At 62.5% G+C, this 15,050-nt stretch carries 17 protein-coding genes, 1 tRNA gene and 3 pseudogenes; 7 read left to right on the top strand and 14 right to left on the bottom strand.

From position 1 onward, the window contains the following. Positions 1-37 precede the first annotated feature (37 nt). Complete coding sequence (locus J2805_RS20220) at positions 38-328, top strand: YegP family protein (RefSeq protein ID WP_309979473.1); 291 nt, start codon at positions 38-40, stop codon at positions 326-328. A 396-nt stretch (positions 329-724) separates the two neighbouring features. Then, on the top strand, positions 725-928 hold the full coding sequence (locus J2805_RS20215) for a cold-shock protein (RefSeq protein WP_307051531.1): 204 nt from the start codon (positions 725-727) through the stop codon (positions 926-928). 148 nt (positions 929-1,076) lie between these two features. On the opposite strand, the gene J2805_RS20210 is transcribed toward J2805_RS20215, so the two are convergent. The 3 genes from J2805_RS20210 to J2805_RS20200 form a co-directional block, all read right to left on the bottom strand. Next, positions 1,077-1,247 (bottom strand): hypothetical protein, encoded by a 171-nt coding sequence (locus tag J2805_RS20210; protein WP_309979693.1) that lies wholly within the window; start codon positions 1,245-1,247, stop codon positions 1,077-1,079. A gap of 130 nt (positions 1,248-1,377) precedes the next feature. Continuing rightward, positions 1,378-1,626: a hypothetical protein gene (locus tag J2805_RS20205; protein WP_309979469.1), complete on the bottom strand. Its 249-nt coding sequence runs from the start codon at positions 1,624-1,626 to the stop codon at positions 1,378-1,380. Positions 1,627-1,692: 66 nt separating this feature from the next. Next, a tRNA-Lys gene (locus tag J2805_RS20200) sits at positions 1,693-1,765 on the bottom strand. Positions 1,766-2,285: 520 nt separating this feature from the next. Between J2805_RS20200 and J2805_RS20195 the strand changes: the two genes are divergently transcribed. Then, a complete protein-coding gene (locus tag J2805_RS20195) occupies positions 2,286-2,705 on the top strand; it encodes an Hsp20/alpha crystallin family protein (protein WP_309979467.1) in 420 nt (139 codons plus the stop codon). A 313-nt stretch (positions 2,706-3,018) separates the two neighbouring features. Here the strand turns inward: J2805_RS20195 and J2805_RS20190 are convergent, their stop codons facing one another. The 3 genes from J2805_RS20190 to J2805_RS20180 all read right to left on the bottom strand — a co-directional run bounded on the left by J2805_RS20190 (position 3,019) and on the right by J2805_RS20180 (position 4,337). Then, positions 3,019-3,408, bottom strand: a complete 390-nt coding sequence (locus J2805_RS20190) for a hypothetical protein (RefSeq protein WP_309979465.1) — start codon at positions 3,406-3,408, stop codon at positions 3,019-3,021. Continuing rightward, positions 3,405-3,818 carry a J domain-containing protein gene (locus tag J2805_RS20185; protein WP_309979463.1) on the bottom strand — a complete coding sequence of 138 codons (414 nt, stop codon included), beginning with the start codon at positions 3,816-3,818 and terminating at the stop codon, positions 3,405-3,407. The genes J2805_RS20190 and J2805_RS20185 overlap by 4 nt, the downstream gene beginning before the upstream one ends. Before the next feature lie 93 nt (positions 3,819-3,911). Beyond that, the gene (locus J2805_RS20180) at positions 3,912-4,337 is read right to left on the bottom strand and encodes an Hsp20/alpha crystallin family protein (RefSeq protein WP_309979685.1); all 426 of its coding nucleotides are present in this window, start codon (positions 4,335-4,337) and stop codon (positions 3,912-3,914) included. Between the two features lie 161 nt (positions 4,338-4,498). Between J2805_RS20180 and J2805_RS20175 the strand changes: the two genes are divergently transcribed. Next, entirely contained in the window at positions 4,499-4,819 is a 321-nt protein-coding gene (locus J2805_RS20175) for a MerR family transcriptional regulator (protein ID WP_309979461.1), read from the top strand. Between the two features lie 197 nt (positions 4,820-5,016). On the opposite strand, the gene J2805_RS20170 is transcribed toward J2805_RS20175, so the two are convergent. The 7 genes and pseudogenes from J2805_RS20170 to J2805_RS20140 all read right to left on the bottom strand — a co-directional run bounded on the left by J2805_RS20170 (position 5,017) and on the right by J2805_RS20140 (position 10,184). After that, the gene (locus J2805_RS20170) at positions 5,017-5,286 is read right to left on the bottom strand and encodes a helix-turn-helix domain-containing protein (RefSeq protein ID WP_396134443.1); all 270 of its coding nucleotides are present in this window, start codon (positions 5,284-5,286) and stop codon (positions 5,017-5,019) included. A gap of 19 nt (positions 5,287-5,305) precedes the next feature. Further along, positions 5,306-5,557 (bottom strand): annotated as a pseudogene (locus J2805_RS20165) (ParB family protein); the annotation flags it as partial. Then, positions 5,547-5,738, bottom strand: a complete 192-nt coding sequence (locus tag J2805_RS20160) for a hypothetical protein (protein WP_309979458.1) — start codon at positions 5,736-5,738, stop codon at positions 5,547-5,549. The gene J2805_RS20160 and the pseudogene J2805_RS20165, both read right to left, overlap by 11 nt. Positions 5,739-5,837: 99 nt before the next feature. Then, positions 5,838-6,400, bottom strand: a pseudogene (gene ssb / locus J2805_RS20155) (single-stranded DNA-binding protein). A gap of 54 nt (positions 6,401-6,454) precedes the next feature. Further along, positions 6,455-6,730 (bottom strand): glutaredoxin family protein, encoded by a 276-nt coding sequence (locus J2805_RS20150; RefSeq protein ID WP_309979456.1) that lies wholly within the window; start codon positions 6,728-6,730, stop codon positions 6,455-6,457. A 1,294-nt stretch (positions 6,731-8,024) separates the two neighbouring features. Further along, on the bottom strand, positions 8,025-8,501 hold the full coding sequence (locus J2805_RS20145) for a hypothetical protein (protein WP_309979454.1): 477 nt from the start codon (positions 8,499-8,501) through the stop codon (positions 8,025-8,027). Positions 8,502-9,077: 576 nt separating this feature from the next. Beyond that, positions 9,078-10,184, bottom strand: a complete 1,107-nt coding sequence (locus J2805_RS20140) for a sensor domain-containing phosphodiesterase (protein WP_309979452.1) — start codon at positions 10,182-10,184, stop codon at positions 9,078-9,080. 508 nt (positions 10,185-10,692) lie between these two features. Here J2805_RS20140 and J2805_RS20135 point away from each other — a divergent pair. The 3 genes from J2805_RS20135 (at position 10,693) to J2805_RS20125 (ending at position 13,193) form a co-directional block, all read left to right on the top strand. Continuing rightward, positions 10,693-11,121 (top strand): hypothetical protein, encoded by a 429-nt coding sequence (locus J2805_RS20135; protein WP_309979450.1) that lies wholly within the window; start codon positions 10,693-10,695, stop codon positions 11,119-11,121. 298 nt (positions 11,122-11,419) lie between these two features. Beyond that, positions 11,420-11,998 carry a WxL domain-containing protein gene (locus tag J2805_RS20130; RefSeq protein WP_309979448.1) on the top strand — a complete coding sequence of 193 codons (579 nt, stop codon included), beginning with the start codon at positions 11,420-11,422 and terminating at the stop codon, positions 11,996-11,998. Positions 11,999-12,179: 181 nt separating this feature from the next. Beyond that, complete coding sequence (locus tag J2805_RS20125; RefSeq protein WP_309979446.1) at positions 12,180-13,193, top strand: WxL protein peptidoglycan domain-containing protein; 1,014 nt, start codon at positions 12,180-12,182, stop codon at positions 13,191-13,193. A gap of 434 nt (positions 13,194-13,627) precedes the next feature. Here J2805_RS20125 and J2805_RS20120 read toward each other — a convergent pair. After that, positions 13,628-14,880: pseudogene (locus J2805_RS20120) on the bottom strand (IS256 family transposase). Positions 14,881-15,050: the final 170 nt, after the last annotated feature.

The following is a 15,050-nucleotide window of genomic DNA, read 5'->3' as shown; positions in this document are numbered from 1 at the left end:
ATCCTCGCAGGGAAGGGAGAAAGGGAGGGCAATCGCCATGTCCGGACACTTCGAACTACTTGACGCCCCCGCCGGCGGATACCGCGTCCGGCTCGTCGACAAATCGGGTCACACCGTAGCGGTATCGACGATATTTCCCACCAAACAGGCAGCAGCAGCCGGCATCACGGCCATCAGGGAAATCGGCGGAACCGGCCTCGTGCGCGACATGAGAGAAAACCGTCACAGCGAACGCGTTCATTCCCCGATCAAACCCGCCCAGACCCCGCCACGGCGGAACACCGCACAGCGGTTCACTGCAGCAGCCGATTCCGCACGCTCCCGCTGACCCGATCACCCCGGTAAAGGCCATAGCCATGGGGCGGCTTAGGTGACCGGCCAGCTTCCCTTCTTTCCCGTTGTTTTGGGCTGCTGGCGGAGCAACGTGTCGCTGTGCCCGACGGAACCGGGGAAACCCGAAGGGCAAGCAGCGGACGGTTTTGGGAGGAAATAAGCCAAAGCACCGACGCGAGGCATCCGCGGCGCAACCGTCCGCAGCACGGTTGAGCCGGCGGAGCGGGCCACGGACGATCCGCAGGACAGCAGCAACGCTCGCCCGGCCTGCCGGCGGGGGCCTTGCACGTCCCGGGCTGGCACCATACGTTACGTTTGGGCAGTGGAGAAGGCTCTCCGCTGCCTGCGGGCCACTGAAGGCCGGGGTGACAGATGATATGGGGAAACAGATATGGCAACTGGAACAGTGAAATGGTTCAACTCTGAAAAAGGCTTCGGGTTCATCGCCAATGATGACGGCTCGGCCGATGTGTTCGCCCATTATTCGGCGATCGCCAGCAGCGGCTACCGTTCCCTGGAAGAGAACCAGAAAGTCCAGTTTGATCTGGCCCAAGGCCCGAAGGGACCGCAGGCGGAGAACATCCGCCCGTTCTAAGACATAACCGGTGGGGCGCGGTCCGCCAGGCCCCCGTAAGGATGACGGCCCGCGTCCACCGCTTCCCGGCTCAGATAGGGACCTGGCACCGCGTGTAGCCTGCGTCACAGTTCCCCGTTGACCTCTGATGAGGGCCGCAGCGTCGCCGCTATCTGCGGAGCGGAGAAGCCATCGTGACAGACAGGCTCAGGGCGCGCTGGGCCTGGGCGTCCTGGTGTTCCTGTTGCCGACGGCTCTCCTGGCGTCGGCGTGCCAGTGTCTCGGCAATGGGTGAGGCGATCATCAGCGACTGCCGCAGACCGCCCAGGACGTCATCCATTCCATCTGATTCATGGTGTTCCCCTCAGGGAACACACTTCGGCTGCGCGCGCGGACCCATGGGGCGCAAGACGACGAACTCATCGAGCAACCCATGTCCAGGCCTCCTATAACCCGCAGGCCCGTCTTCGTTAGGCGGGACCTGTCGCCCCCGATGACGTCCAGAAGGGTTCCCGGCCGGGGATGTTCTGGCTGAGCATGTCCAACAGTTCGCCTTGGTCCAGTCCTGCGGCCTCGCTGACTTCGGCAAGGGTGGCATCTCCGTTGCGCAATAGCGCCGCGGCGGATTCCCGCAGCGTCCTGTACGCCGCGTCCAAAGCCACCTCGGCCGTGGAGACCACCGCCGCCAGTGCCCGCAGCCGCTGCAATTCAGGGTTCATTTTTAACCGCCGTCCTTTCGGCTGGATCTGCGGCCGGGACGAAGCCCCAGAAGAATCAGCCCGACGTGCACCCGGTGGGACTCGAACCCACGACCCGAGGATTAAAAGTCCCCTGCTCTTCCGGCTGAGCTACAGGTGCATGCTGCCCTGCCCGATATTCCCTCGCCTTTTCCCTCAGCGCCCAAATGTGTATCAGTCACGATAGATTTTTTAGCACTGCCGGGAGGCTCGGCGCAAGAGCCTGTCCAGTTGATTTCCAGGCGCCGCCCATGAGCGCCCCAGGCGCGCCGCCGCGGACTCGAGGCCGCGTGTCGGACGAGTCTGGTTTGTTTGATGAGTTCGCGGGAGTGCTTTTCCATTTCCCCACCACCGTCCAGGGGTAATCACCGTCGCCGCTGCAGACCACAGAACTGCAGTCCCCCATGCCGGTGTGCTTTGCCCGGCCGGGACGCCACTTCGTGGCCTCGCGCTGCAGCGGGAATTCGAAGCGCTTCTCCCGAGCACCGCCGGCCCCACACAATCAGCCGCGCAATGCCCCAAAAACTTTCCAAAAAAGGGGCGTTCGAGACCGGGAAACCTCTTGTCAGGCGGGCCCGCCGATGCTATTAAATCTATGTCAGCGGATATAGATCCGGTCATTGTTGACAAGGAGGTATGTCATGTTGATGTTCGATCCGTTCCGCCAGCTGGACCGTCTCGCCGAGCAGGTCCTGGGCACCGCGGCCCGTCCGGCGGCAATGCCCATGGATGCCTGGCGGGAAGGCGATGAATACGTCGTCGCGCTCGACCTGCCCGGCGTGGAGGTCGATTCCATTGACCTGGGCGTGGAAAGGAACGTCCTGACCGTCCGCGCCGAACGGAAGGCACCTGTGGGCGAAGGCACCGAACTGGTCGCATCCGAGAGGCCCCGCGGTGTCTTCAGCCGGCAGCTGATCCTCGGTGACGCCATGGAGACGGAGAAAGTAAAGGCCAGCTACGACGCGGGCGTTCTGACCTTGCGGATCCCGATCACCGCCCAAGCCGCTCCGCGCAAGATTGAAATCGAGACCAAGGGCGACCAGCATCAGATCGGCGCCTAACAGACCGGGACGGGATGCCGTTACACGCTAACGCTGCCTACTGGGCGGTTGGTATCACAGGAAACGCCACCGCGCCTTGATAGCGCACATGCAGCCGCAGCGCACGGACCATCCCTCCGGGCGGCCCCGGCCGCACAAGCGGCCGGGGCCCGTGACGCCCTGGCCCGCGCCTGGCAGGTCGCCATGCCCGGGCTCACGCCGACAGGGACCGGACCGCAATGCTATCTGCAGCGGCCGGGTGCGGGGACCGGGACCCGTTCGTCCGGGCCGCGTTGACGGGGCGCCGCCCGCTCGGCGCCGGGTTCGCGCGGGCTTAATGGGCCGCCGTTGCCGGGCCGAAGAGGAAGTCTTTGGCGTGTGCCACGGCCTTCTTGAAGGCATCGTTCCGGAGGGTGACCAGGTGTTCCGAGTCGCCGTCCGCGGGTTCCAGATAGCCGGTGAAGCCCGGTCGCAGTACCCAGATGTCACCTTCCGGCGGGAGGTAGAACACGCCGAAGGAGCGGTGCTGCCGGTCATCCTCGGTCCAGATGGGGACCACGGCCAGTGCGGCACAGGTGACGGGGTTGATCCATTGTGCCCGCGGCACGGGTTGTTCGTACGCTTCAGGATCCAGGAAGGGTGCTGTTCCCTTGCCCCAGCGTTCTTCGAACCGTTCATAGAAGACGGGGAACAGGTGGGAGTCGTAACGGCGCCAGTCGCTCATTTCTTGGGCCTTCCTTTGTCAGTGTTGGGCACGGCCCACGGCCCGCTCTCCCACCGGACCGGTGATACCCGGAACAGGGGCCCGCTGCCGCGGCGCAACACGCGGACAGGGACATCCTGGGGTGCGCTCCGTCGTGGGCGTGGCTGAGCCGGCGGAGGTTCGGCGGAGTGCGGTCCCAGGCCCCTCTGGTGCCGGCTGACTGCCTGGTCGTAGGCTGCACGCGTCACAGGGTTCCGGAGGACGGCAAACGCCTGCATGATGCGCAGGAGTTCGCTACGGTCGGTGGCGCCGGCGTCGATGTCGGGATGATGGGTACGCATGAATTTCCTGTAGGCGCTCGAAATCTCCCGCTGCGTTGCCGTCGGCGGCACTCCCAGTATCTGGTAGTGGTCCGGAAGATTGTTCCCCATCCCGATCCCCCCTCCATCCATGCCATACAGGGCAGGGCGGGTCCGGCACCTGCCCGGAACCGCCCCGCTTTCTGTACGGCATGGGAATGGCGGTTAGCCTGCGATCTCCTGGCGTTGGTCCTGCTTACTCTCGATGGAGATCTTGCGCGGCTTGGCCTGCTCGGCCACCGGGATCCGCAGCGTCAGGACACCGGCGTCGTAGCTTGCCGCGACCTTCTCGGTGTCCAGCGTGTCCCCGAGAATCAACTGGCGGCTGAAGATGCCGCGCGGCCGCTCCGATGCTATGAGTTCGATGTCAGGACCTGTCTGGTCTTTGCGCTCCGCCCGGACGGTGAGCACGTTCCGTTCCACGTTTAGATCCACGGAATCAGCGGTGACACCGGGCAGGTCGAAGGCAATGACGAATTCGCCGTTCTCCTGCCAAGCGTCCATCGGCATGGCAGCCGGCCGGGCAGTGGTTCCAAAGACCTGCTGGGTGAGCCGGTCCAGCTCACGAAACGGGTCCGTACGCATCAACATCATTTCCCACTCCTTCAGCATGGGTAGTATCACCAATATATGGTTGCCCGCAGCATTTATCTATGGTCGCGGTTATAGATTTTTTATAGCACCAGTGCCAGACTGGTGCAAGGTGGTTTCCAAAATTCCGTAGCAGGAACCGGGAGGAATACATAGGAACCATGGCAGAACGGACAGAGGAACAGCAGCCGGACCGTGAGAAGGGCGTCTACGCCATTTCCGTGGTGGCCGCACTCGTGGGGACCGGACAGCAGAACATCAGGCTCTACGAACGCAAGGGCCTGCTCACGCCCGGGCGCACAGCCGGGGGAACACGGCAGTACAGTGAGTCGGACCTCGTCACCCTGCGCCGGATCGGGGAGCTGCTCGACGAGGGCCTGAACCTCGCCGGCGTGGCCAAAGTGCTCGAACTCGAAGTCGAGAATGAAAGGCTCTACCGCGAACTGAAACGCACCCGCCAGCCAGGTTCCACGAACCCCTGAGACGCTTCGGACCCTTCCCAAAGCCGCGCGCAGTACCCGCCTGAACTGGCTCAGGGGAACATCGGCGGACAACCATATTCCGGACGCGCAGTGACCCAAGCAGCACGCCGCCAAGCGTACGCTCGGCGTTCCCTGACTGAATGGTGACGCCGGGGCTGATCATCCCCCACGCTGTCGCCACACGGTAAGCAGCTGGTTCAGTCTTCCGAGGCGACATTGTCTTCCGGGATCTGACCCGCAGCAATGCGCTCAGCTGTTTTTGCGAACGCTGCGTCGATGTAGGCCATCAGGTCACCTTCCCGGACCCGCCAGATCCCGCGTCCACCAAATTGCCCGGCAGGCAACTCACCGCTGCGGAGCAGCGAGTACACGAGCGAGGCCTTAACGTTCAGGATCTCCTGGACCTGTTCCAGGGTCAGCATCCTGGGGATCGCCGGTACCGTGGCGGCCCCCGGCATCTTGTTCATGTCCTCTGTCCATTTCGGCATTCCGGTGGTGCAGTTCGTCCATGGTGCGTTGCCCGCGCCTGAGTGAACCCGGCGGGGCGGGGTCCCATTTTCTGCCATGGTTGTATTTGCGCTGCAGGCGCTTCACTTCACGCATAGTGGCACGGACGATGAAGTCCGACACGCTCGCATCGCCTTCCAAATGGCCGGCGGCCAGGAACGCTGCACGGACCTGTCCAGCCTCGTCCTCCGTGAAATAGGGAGTGAAGGCCGCGATCTTCTTAGACGGCATCCGCACGGTATTCCTCCACAGCTTGCCGGTGTGTCAGGTTTCCGCCCAGTACCTCACGGCCCAGTTCACGGGAACGTTCATCGGCGCGGTCGCCTGCGAGGTACTGTGCGGCGTCGGCCAAATCAACGGCCTCGTCAATCTCGGATTCGGCCAGGGCGTCAGGGTTGCTGACTTCAGTCATAGTCTCAGCCTTTACATTCAAGGAAGTATCCCGGCACGGGGCGTTAATGGATCGTCCCACTCATCTGCCGGCGTCAGCGCATCTGCGGGGCCTGACAGCTCACCAGTAAGCCGGCTCGCCGTTGGGCCCGAGTCGGTTGATCCGCCCCTCCGGGTTGGCCTCTTTCCCGAACCACAGGTCATCTTCGGCGAACTGCGGGGCCGGTTCATTAATGGGCCGGTAGGTGTCATCCCCGTCGACCCTGCTGTTGTCCGTGCTGTTCTCCTGGCGGACTTTGGAGGCGCGGCTGACCGCCACGTTTTGGAATCGCATGGATAGGCCGATCTCTTCGACTTCGAGTTCGATCACGGTCCGCTTCTCCCCCGTCTTCGTCTCGTATGTCCGGGACTTCAGCAACCCGGAGGCAATGACGCGCATGCCCTTGGTGAGGGATTCCGCCACATGCTCCGCGGCGTCCCGCCAGACGCTGGCGGGTAGGAACAGGGTTCGCCGTCCACCCATTCGTTCTTCTGCCGGTCGAAGGTCCTGGGTGTGGAGGCGATGGTGAAGTTCACTACCGGGATGCCTTCAGTTTTCCCGAACTTACGGGAAACCTGAGTGAAACGCAGTTCGGGATCGCTGGTGAGGTTGCCGACTACGGCGATGCTGGTTTCGCCTGACATTTGGTTCGTTCCTTCTCTACTGGTTTCGTTCGATGCGGGGTCAAGTGGTTGCTTCTAGGCTTCGCGGAGGCGGCCGGCGGCTGCTTCGATGCTGATGATCTGATCGATCCGGGCCGGGTTCAGCCCGGACCAGTGGTTCTCACTGCCGCCCTTGTCGTAGACGACGACTGGGACCTGGGAGTAGCCGAGCTCCTCGGTGATGTACTCGAAGGCGCCTTCATTGGTGATGACGTCCACTTCATGGAAGGCAATGCCGGCCTCTGCGAACTTCTGCTTGGTCTTGGCGCAGCCAAAGCATCCGGCGGGCTTGGTGTAGATGGTGAGAGTCATTTTCAGTCCTCGGTTTCGTATCACTTTAGTTAGGTTCGACTGGCTGACTTGCTACTCCAATTCTAGCAATCATTCAACTGAATGAATAGGTGTTATGGCCCTAATTTTAGGGGTTTTTACCGTGCATTTGGTAAGAATATTGAGAGGTCAGTCCGTCAGCAGAGTGGCGTGAGCCGCCCCGTTCCTGGTCCCCGGAATAGAGCCGCTGTAGAAGCTGCCCGCAGCGGCCGATCACGTTGTGCGCGCTGGTCCTCCGCTTCCCCCGGCCTGGTCCACGGAAGATTTCTCTGCTTCGTAGTGCATTTCGGCGTGCTTGACGCACAACGTTCATGGAAGAACTAGGAAAATTCTCTGCCCCGGACCGGCGCGAACAGCGGTGGGCCGCACACACCCGGGTCATGACACTGAGACTGATGGTCTACCGGCTGTGCAACGTGGTTATGGACCTGGAGCGGATGCAACTGGTGATAGATGCTGTGCAGACCATAGCGGAGGTGGTCGCTTTGCTGCCCTTCTGATGAGGTGCTCGGCGGCTTTCCGCGCGGCCGGGTCAATTGCAATTGACCCCTTCGGGTTCAGCATTGTCCCCGTCCCACGGGTAGGCAGCCACGGTGGCTGCGGCGATTTTTCAGATCAAAAGTTGGTCGTTAGGGAGGCCCTAAAACCTGATTTCAATTTCAAATTAATTCTCCGGGAGGCCGGTCAGGTTTGCGGCCACATTCCTGAAACGCCCGGGATATCGTCGACTTCTCGGGCATGGGCTTCCAAGACCTCGCGGCAATGCGTTCAGGGCTCTCGCTGCTTCTCCCCCCAGAGGGGACGATGTGAACCCGGGGGCGGGAACCGCGCCACCCACCCTCTCGTGAACCACTCCTTTGTCAGAGGCCAGTTTCTCGGCCCAAAAAAGGTTACGACCTCGTCAATTCGATAGTTATACGACAGCGCTGTAGCGTTTAGTTGCGAAGGCCCGCCTGTCCCCCATAGGCGGGCCTTCGTTGTGCCCAAGGAGTGCCAAGGAGTCCGCCCCACGACGTCCGAAGTCATCATTGCACCAGGCATTTGCACCGCCGGGGGCCGGCGCTGCCGGCGACCCGAAACAATTCGCTAGCGCCTGAGGGACGCTGACTCGCAGGTGCCTGGCTCCAGTTGGCAGAACGGGTTCCCAGCGTTGGCATTCCCATTCAAACTCCTTCATGACTTTCCCGTCTCAGCACCGGCTGGGTCATTGATCCCTTGCACAGTGGTACTGCTCCCACGCACGTGTGTCGGCGTCACGCGGAGTGTGGTGCGGGATTCAGCTGGCCGGCGTCTTGGTCGACCCCTGCGTGATCGAAATCGGCATGCAGAACCTTAACTGGCCCCCGGATCCGTCGTTGATACAGTCGAGCGACACATCCCCGTCATCGGTGTGGAGAATGACGTTCGACATCCCGCGCTTACCTTGATTGAAGGTGAGTTCAACGGTGCCATCAGGAGAAGTACAGCGGTAGGCGGTATTCCAGACGCTGTTGTCTTCGCACCGTTTGAGCTTTTGAGTCGCGCCGCCCTCATCGACGTACTCCCAGTCCTTGTCTCGATACTCGCCGACCTGAATGGCGGAGTGCGGGACTGCGCGAGCGTCATCACGTGTGAATGGGCGCTCACAGGCCGCCAGCGTGAGCACAACCCCCATCAAGACAGCTGCTGTGTCGCAGCGATGCAATCCCACCCGCGCACCCCCCTCTTTCTTGCCCAGCCGGGCAACCCCAATGCTAACGGCGTTTCTCTTCACGGGCGGCGTGTTGGCGTGTGTGCCTGCCCGCCGTCGGCAGCTCCACCGGTGCGGGAGTGCCGCCGCGTATTGGTGTCAGCGCCTGCCAAGGCAGTCCAGTACCTGCCGCTCTGGCCGTGGACAAAGCCTAGCCTGCCTTGGTCTTAGAGGCATTTCTCAGAAACGAAGGATTCCGAGAAAGTATCGAATCGAGGATCCCGGGATCGATCACTCATCGAAAGTGGCGCGACGTCCTGCCGCGGAAAATTGTCTCGACGGTGTCGTTTCAGAAATCGTCTGCACCGAATGTCAGAAGTCCTCTGCACTGGACCTCGGGGAAGGCGTTCCCACCCATGCGTCGGACCGAAAACGACGCGGCGTGGGCAGCCCCAAGCTGAGGTGGAGGATGCGGCCCTCGTTGTTCATCAACCGGAAAGCCTCCAGAGCCGTCTGCGCGCACGGACCTGACTCTTGCTTCCACCCGGTCAGCGACATAGGAATCCACCGGTTCCGAGACCGCGTCGGTGTCCTTGGTCAAAGCTCCGGCTCTCCTCGTGCAGACGCTTGGGACATTTTGAATCCAGTCTCAGGGGCGCTTCAGACTGTGTCCCGTCTTTCCAGGGCTTCCCAGGTGGCCCATTTCTGCGGTGCTGCTGAGGGCCTGCCCAGTACGTATCCTTGACCTGAGTACATGCCCAGTCTGGTCACGGCTGACAGCTCAGCCTCGCTTTCTATGCCTTCGGCGACGAGCTGTGCCTGGATCTGTTGAGCGAATTCGACCATGGCCGCGCCGAGGGCGCGTTGGCCGGGGTCTTGGTCGATGCCGGCGATGAGGCTCCGGTCCAGTTTGATGATGTCGGGGTGCAGGTGCAGGATATGGCGCATGGAGGCGAATCCTGCTCCGGCGTCATCGACGGCTATCCTCAGACCTTGCCCGCGGAGCGGGGCCAGGGCAGCTACAAGCGGGGCATACGCAGCCACGGACAGGTTTTCGGTCAGTTCCAGCACCAGCCGCTTCGGAGCGATACCAGATCTGGCGAGAAACCCGGGCAGGCGCGGATCCAGGCATGTTTCCGGCGAGAGATTAAGGGCTACGTACAGGTGGGGCGGCAGCCCCGTCGCGGCCGTCAGTGCTGATTCGAGGGCGGCGAACTCCAGGTCAGCCGCCAGGCCTACCGTTGCGGCCTCGGAAAACCAGTGCTCCGGGCTGCCGCCGTCGTCGTCGATGAAGCGTGCCAAGGCTTCGACGCCGATGACCGCGCCGGTAGCCAGTTCGTGAATGGGTTGGAAGGCCGTGAGGAACGTTTTTTCCTGCAGCACCTGCTCGATCCGTTCCCTGGTGCGCTGGACAGCCAGCACCCGTGCGGTTTGGGGACGAAGTGCTCTGCACGCGCCTTCGAATCCTGCGCTGGTACCGTGGAGGGCCGGGCGGACGTGTCCGGATACCTCCATCCACACGGGGCTCCCGTCCCGCCGCTGGCATCTGACCACGACCCCGGCCCAGCTGGAACCATCAGGTGTCAGGGCAGCGGCGACGGATTGGCGGGCCTTGGCCAAGTCGTCCAGATCGATAACAATGCTGGCCGGTTGCCCTTCGAGTTCAGACGGGGCGTACCCCAGCAGATCCAGCGAGGCGCTGCTGGAGAAGGTGAACGTTCCGGCCTCATCCGTGGCCCACCACCATTCCCGGCGGAAGGTCAGCACCGCCTCCATACGATCCGAGAGCCCATCGGCTTTGGATCTCTCCCCGCGCCGTGCCCTTCCGTCACGCCAGGCCGTATAAAGGGCCAAAAGGACCAGACATCCCGCGGCGGAGCCCAGAAGGCCCCGAAGCGCGGGAGACGCCAGCGAATCGAGATGTCCCGATTCCAACAAGGTCAGAATTGCTACCGTGAACGCGACCTGGACGCACAAAACGCTCGTGAGCAAGGGGCTGCCGACCAAGGACAGTAACCTCTTACGACGCGTCTCCGGCAATATGTACCCCCACGCACAGACTAGACCCCAAAGAACAAATAGCAGGGACGAGGCCCCCATCCCGAGTAGCTGCTCGAGGATGCCTGGCCAGTGCCATGAGAACATGGGACGTTTGTAGCCGGCCCCGTCGAAGTCGTCCATATCGGCTGGTTTCCCTGACAAGTTCCTACCGAGGCACGTAACGGTGAGGAGTATTTCAGAGTTCTGGCGTACTGACCCTGCCACGCTTCAGGATATGGTGCTGGACCGCAATGCGGTCGAGCGTGCCGTCTCCAACGGCTGCCCGCCATTGGATCATGCCCGGTTTTTGGCGCTGCTCAATCGGGAGACCGACGCTCTTCAGGAAGACTTCCGGCTTCTGGCTGATACCCCTGACCGGATGGAACCGCTGCTAGTACTTGCCCAGGTCTTCCAACGCAGTACCGCTGGCATGAAGCTGCATAGCTTCCGGAGGAGGACCTTCAGCTGGCCGCAAACCCGCACGGAAGAAGCCAACGTACGCCACCACATCGGACGACGACTATTTGACGAAGCCCGATACCGTGGCGCCGCCGCTGAATTTCAATGGGCTTCCGACCTCTATCGAGTCTCAGGCCAGGACCAGCTCGAAGAACGCTCCAGAGAGGCCAGGCAACGTGCTCGTGAGGTGCACGCCAAAGAATAGGACCAAGGACCCGGATGCCCGGACGGGGACTAGCGTACAGTGACGCGTATACACCACATCGTTGGTGATGTTCGTTCATGGTGGGGGCTACAGAACGAATTCCTTATTGCTCTCACGCAAGACCAGTGCCTATCTGCGGGCCGGATGTGGGAAGCTGCGGGTTGATCAACCCGCCCTCGGATCATCGCTATCCCGTTCGATCTTCACCGGCACTGTCTTGCGTATCTCAAATCACTCTGTCGTGCCACATCACGGCACGTGCTCTCTTCGCGTGCCCACAACATTTTGGAGAAATCCCATGCGCAAAATCATCAAGGCCGCAGGCGTCCTTGCCGCCGCCGGAATGCTGCTCACCGCGGTTCTCCCGGCTGCAACGGCGGACACGGTCGATTCCACCATTTCCGGTGGATCGCTGACCTCCAACACATCCGGGGCGAACCTCAGCGGCGTGACACTGGACGGAACCGACAAGGCTGCCACCGGAACGTCATCCTCCCCGTGGAGCATTTCAGATTCCCGCGGTACCGGCCAGGCATGGACGTTGTCGGTCACCGCCACAGTCCCCACCAGTGCAGCCGGAACTGTTGAGACAACGGCTCGCACCATCCCCGTTTCCAACCTGACCATCACCCCGGGCACGGTCACCGCCGGGTCCGGCGCCGACCCTGTCGCCGGAATCAGTGCACCGGCCCTTGCAATGTCAGGCTCGGCCCAGGCCCTCGTGGCGTCGGCGGGAGCCAATAGGGGAACCTACGCGCTGACGCCCACGTACAGCCTGGCCGTCCCCGCAAACACCTACCGGTCGAATTACTTTGGCGCGGTTGGGTCCACTGCTCTTCTGCCGTACGTCTCCACCCTCACCTACACCATCTCCTAGAGCCCCAGCCCGATGTGCAGCCCGCCGGATGTTCTCTCAACAGGAGGACGGACGGCGGGCCCCACATTCGGTCACTCGGCTTCCATCCGTCGTTCACAGGACGGCGTTCCAGCGGCCGCAGCTCAGTGCGCCTGCCCCACCCCCGCAACGGGCAATCCGGCTGCTGTTCTAAGGACCATCCATGACGATTCTCTTTCCTCGAACCCGCCAGGCCCTGAGCGCCGCCCTGATGACAGCGGCGCTGGCCCTTTGTCTGCTTGCCGGTTCCGGACCGGTGGCGGCTGTCGACAACGGGACCCTGGGAATCCGACCTGCGAACGAGTCCGACTTCTTCCACATCTCCCTCTATCCGGGGGCAGCACTCGAGGCAACCGCGATCGTCACCAACCACACTCAAACAGCCGTGACGCTACTCAACTATCCGGTAGACGCCACAAGCACCCCGCAAGGTGCCTTCGCGCTGGCCAACCAGAATGAGCCCCGCCCCGGCGTCGGCGGCTGGGTACAACTGGCCAACGACCACATCACCCTTGCGGCGAACTCAGAACTAAAAGTCCCCTTTAGGATCAGCGTTCCCGCCGGAACCCCGCCGGGAGAGTACGCCGGCGGGCTGATCATCCAAAGCCCCCCGGTCCAGGGCACGACCTCCACCGTCGACGGAGACACTGCCGTCCGCCTGGACGTCATCCAGCGTCAGGGAGTCCGCATCTACCTCACCGTCGCGGGCACCGCTGTCAGCACCCTCACACACGGCGACCTGAGCTGGCAGCAGACCGGGGACACGCTGACGTTCACCCTGCCCCTGAACAACACCGGCAACACCATCCTGCATCCATCCGCCACGCTCGACGTCAACAGCTGGGTCGGAGCGAACACCCAGCTGAAATTCGACACGCCCGAAAGCATGCTGCCCGGATCCGCCCTCGAACTTCACGCCCGACTGACACAGGCGCCCGCTATTCAATCAGGCACCGCAGCGGCCACCTACACCTCCGAGGCCGGCACAGAACATTCCGAGACAAGCGTCGTCTACGCCCCCTGGCCGCTCCTAGCCGCCGCAATGTTCCTCGGTCTAGCCGGCGCCTACGGTGCGTGGCGCACAGCCCGCTTTGTCCGCCGTGCCCGGCACGCCATCGCCCAGATCAGCGAAAACGAACGCGAAACCCACGATCCGGAAACTACCCCCACACGCTAACCAGTTCACATGGATGGGCGCCAACATTTGCTCACCCTCAGGAGAAGCTTCCCTCGGAAACGGAACAATTTTGTGTGGATTGATCAGCGGTGATGCGTCCTCCTCTCCTGGCCTCGCGCCAAACGTAGTTAAACAGGCACCGCAGTGAAGAGTTCTTGAAAACGAAGGATTCCGAGAAGACATCGAATCGAGAATCCCGGGCTCGTCACTCTTCAAGGCATGCGGGTTCCTGCGGCGGAAAATCGGCTCAACGAAGATGAGGTGACGACCGGCCCCGGGTTCTCACAAAAAGTTCTCGAAACAGTACAGTCGTTTCAAGGCCCCTTATCGAGTTTTGAGAAACACAGCCCACGACTAGCTAATCCTTGTAAATAATCGCGGCGTTCCGGCGGGGGACTGTCCGCTATACGGTGTGTGGGTCCGGCCGGTTTTCATTAGTGAGTGGTTCTTTCGAACCGGCCGGCGAAGGTAAACGCGAACGCGTTCAGCGCAGGCTTCCACCTCATCACCCAGCGTGCCCGACCGCCTCCGGTCGGATCAAGTGACCTGGTGACCAGATACAGGCATTTCAGGGCAGCGGCCTCGTTCGGAAAGTGCCCACGGGCCCTCACAGCCCCCCCCGGTAGCGGGCGTTGATCGACTCGATCGCGTTCGTTGTGCAGATCACCCGCCGGATCTCCACGTCGTACTCCAGGAACGGCACGAATTCCGCCCAGGAGGACTCCCAGAGCCGCACGATTGCCGGATATCGCTGGCCCCACTCGGCCGTGAACTCGGCGAACCGGTCCTTCGCCGCTTGCTCGGACGGGGCCGTGTAGACCGGCTTGAGCGCCTTGACGATGCCGTCGCGGTGCTGGCGTCCGGCGTAGCGGAAGCTGTTGCGGATCAGGTGCACGATGCACTGCTGCACCACCGTTCGCTCCCACGTGGTCGTGATCGCCTCCGGCAGGCCCTTGAGCCCATCACAGACAGCGATCAACACATCTTCCACGCCCCGGTTCTTCAGCTCGGAGAAGACCTGCAGCCAGTACCGGGCACCCTCGCCGCCGTCCCCGGCCCAGATCCCCAGGATCTCCCGCTCCCCGTTCACGGTGACGCCCATGACGACGTAGAACGGGGTGTTGCGCACCTGCCCGTCACGGACCTTGACCACGACCGCGTCAACGAAGAGCACCGGATAGATCGGGTCCAAAGGTCGGGCCGACCATTCGGCCAGTTCCCCGGCGACCTTCTCCGTGATGCGGCTGATGGTGTCTTTGGAGACCTTGGCCCCGTAGACCTCCTCGAAGTGCGCGGCGATTTCCCCGGTGGTCAGCCCCCGGGCGGACAGCGAGAGCACGATCTGGTCGATCCCGTCCAGACGCCGTTTCCGCTTGGGCACGATCACCGGCTCGAACGAGCCGTCCCGATCCCGGGGCACCTCAATCTCGACCGGGCCGATCTCGGTCAGCACGGTCTTCGACCTGGTGCCGTTTCGCATGTTCGCTGCGATCGGCGTCTGGCCATGCTCATGCCCGAGGTGCTCGGTCAGTTCCGCTTCCAGCGCGGTCTCCAGCACACTCCTCGTGAGCTGGTTCAACAGCCCGCCCGGGCCTACCAGGCTCACGCCCTGCTCCTTGGCCTGCGCGAGCAGCCGCTCCGCAAGCTCCTTCTGATCGATGATCTCTCCCGTCACAGGATCGATCATCACCCCTGTCATCGCGGTCGTGGACTCTGACACGGCCGTCTCCTTTCGGATCAGGCCGGACCCCACACACCGTTATTCAGACAGTCCCTCTCGAGCCGCCCAAAACAGTGTCTTGAAAAGTTGTTGTTTTTCAAGACGCTAGGCGGCGCCGCTCACCTGTCTCATAACTA

This window comes from Arthrobacter oryzae, from assembly GCF_031454875.1.
Taxonomy (GTDB): domain Bacteria; phylum Actinomycetota; class Actinomycetes; order Actinomycetales; family Micrococcaceae; genus Arthrobacter; species Arthrobacter oryzae_D.
Note: the sequence above shows the minus strand (reverse complement) of the source record. Positions and strands in the feature narration are given on the sequence as shown.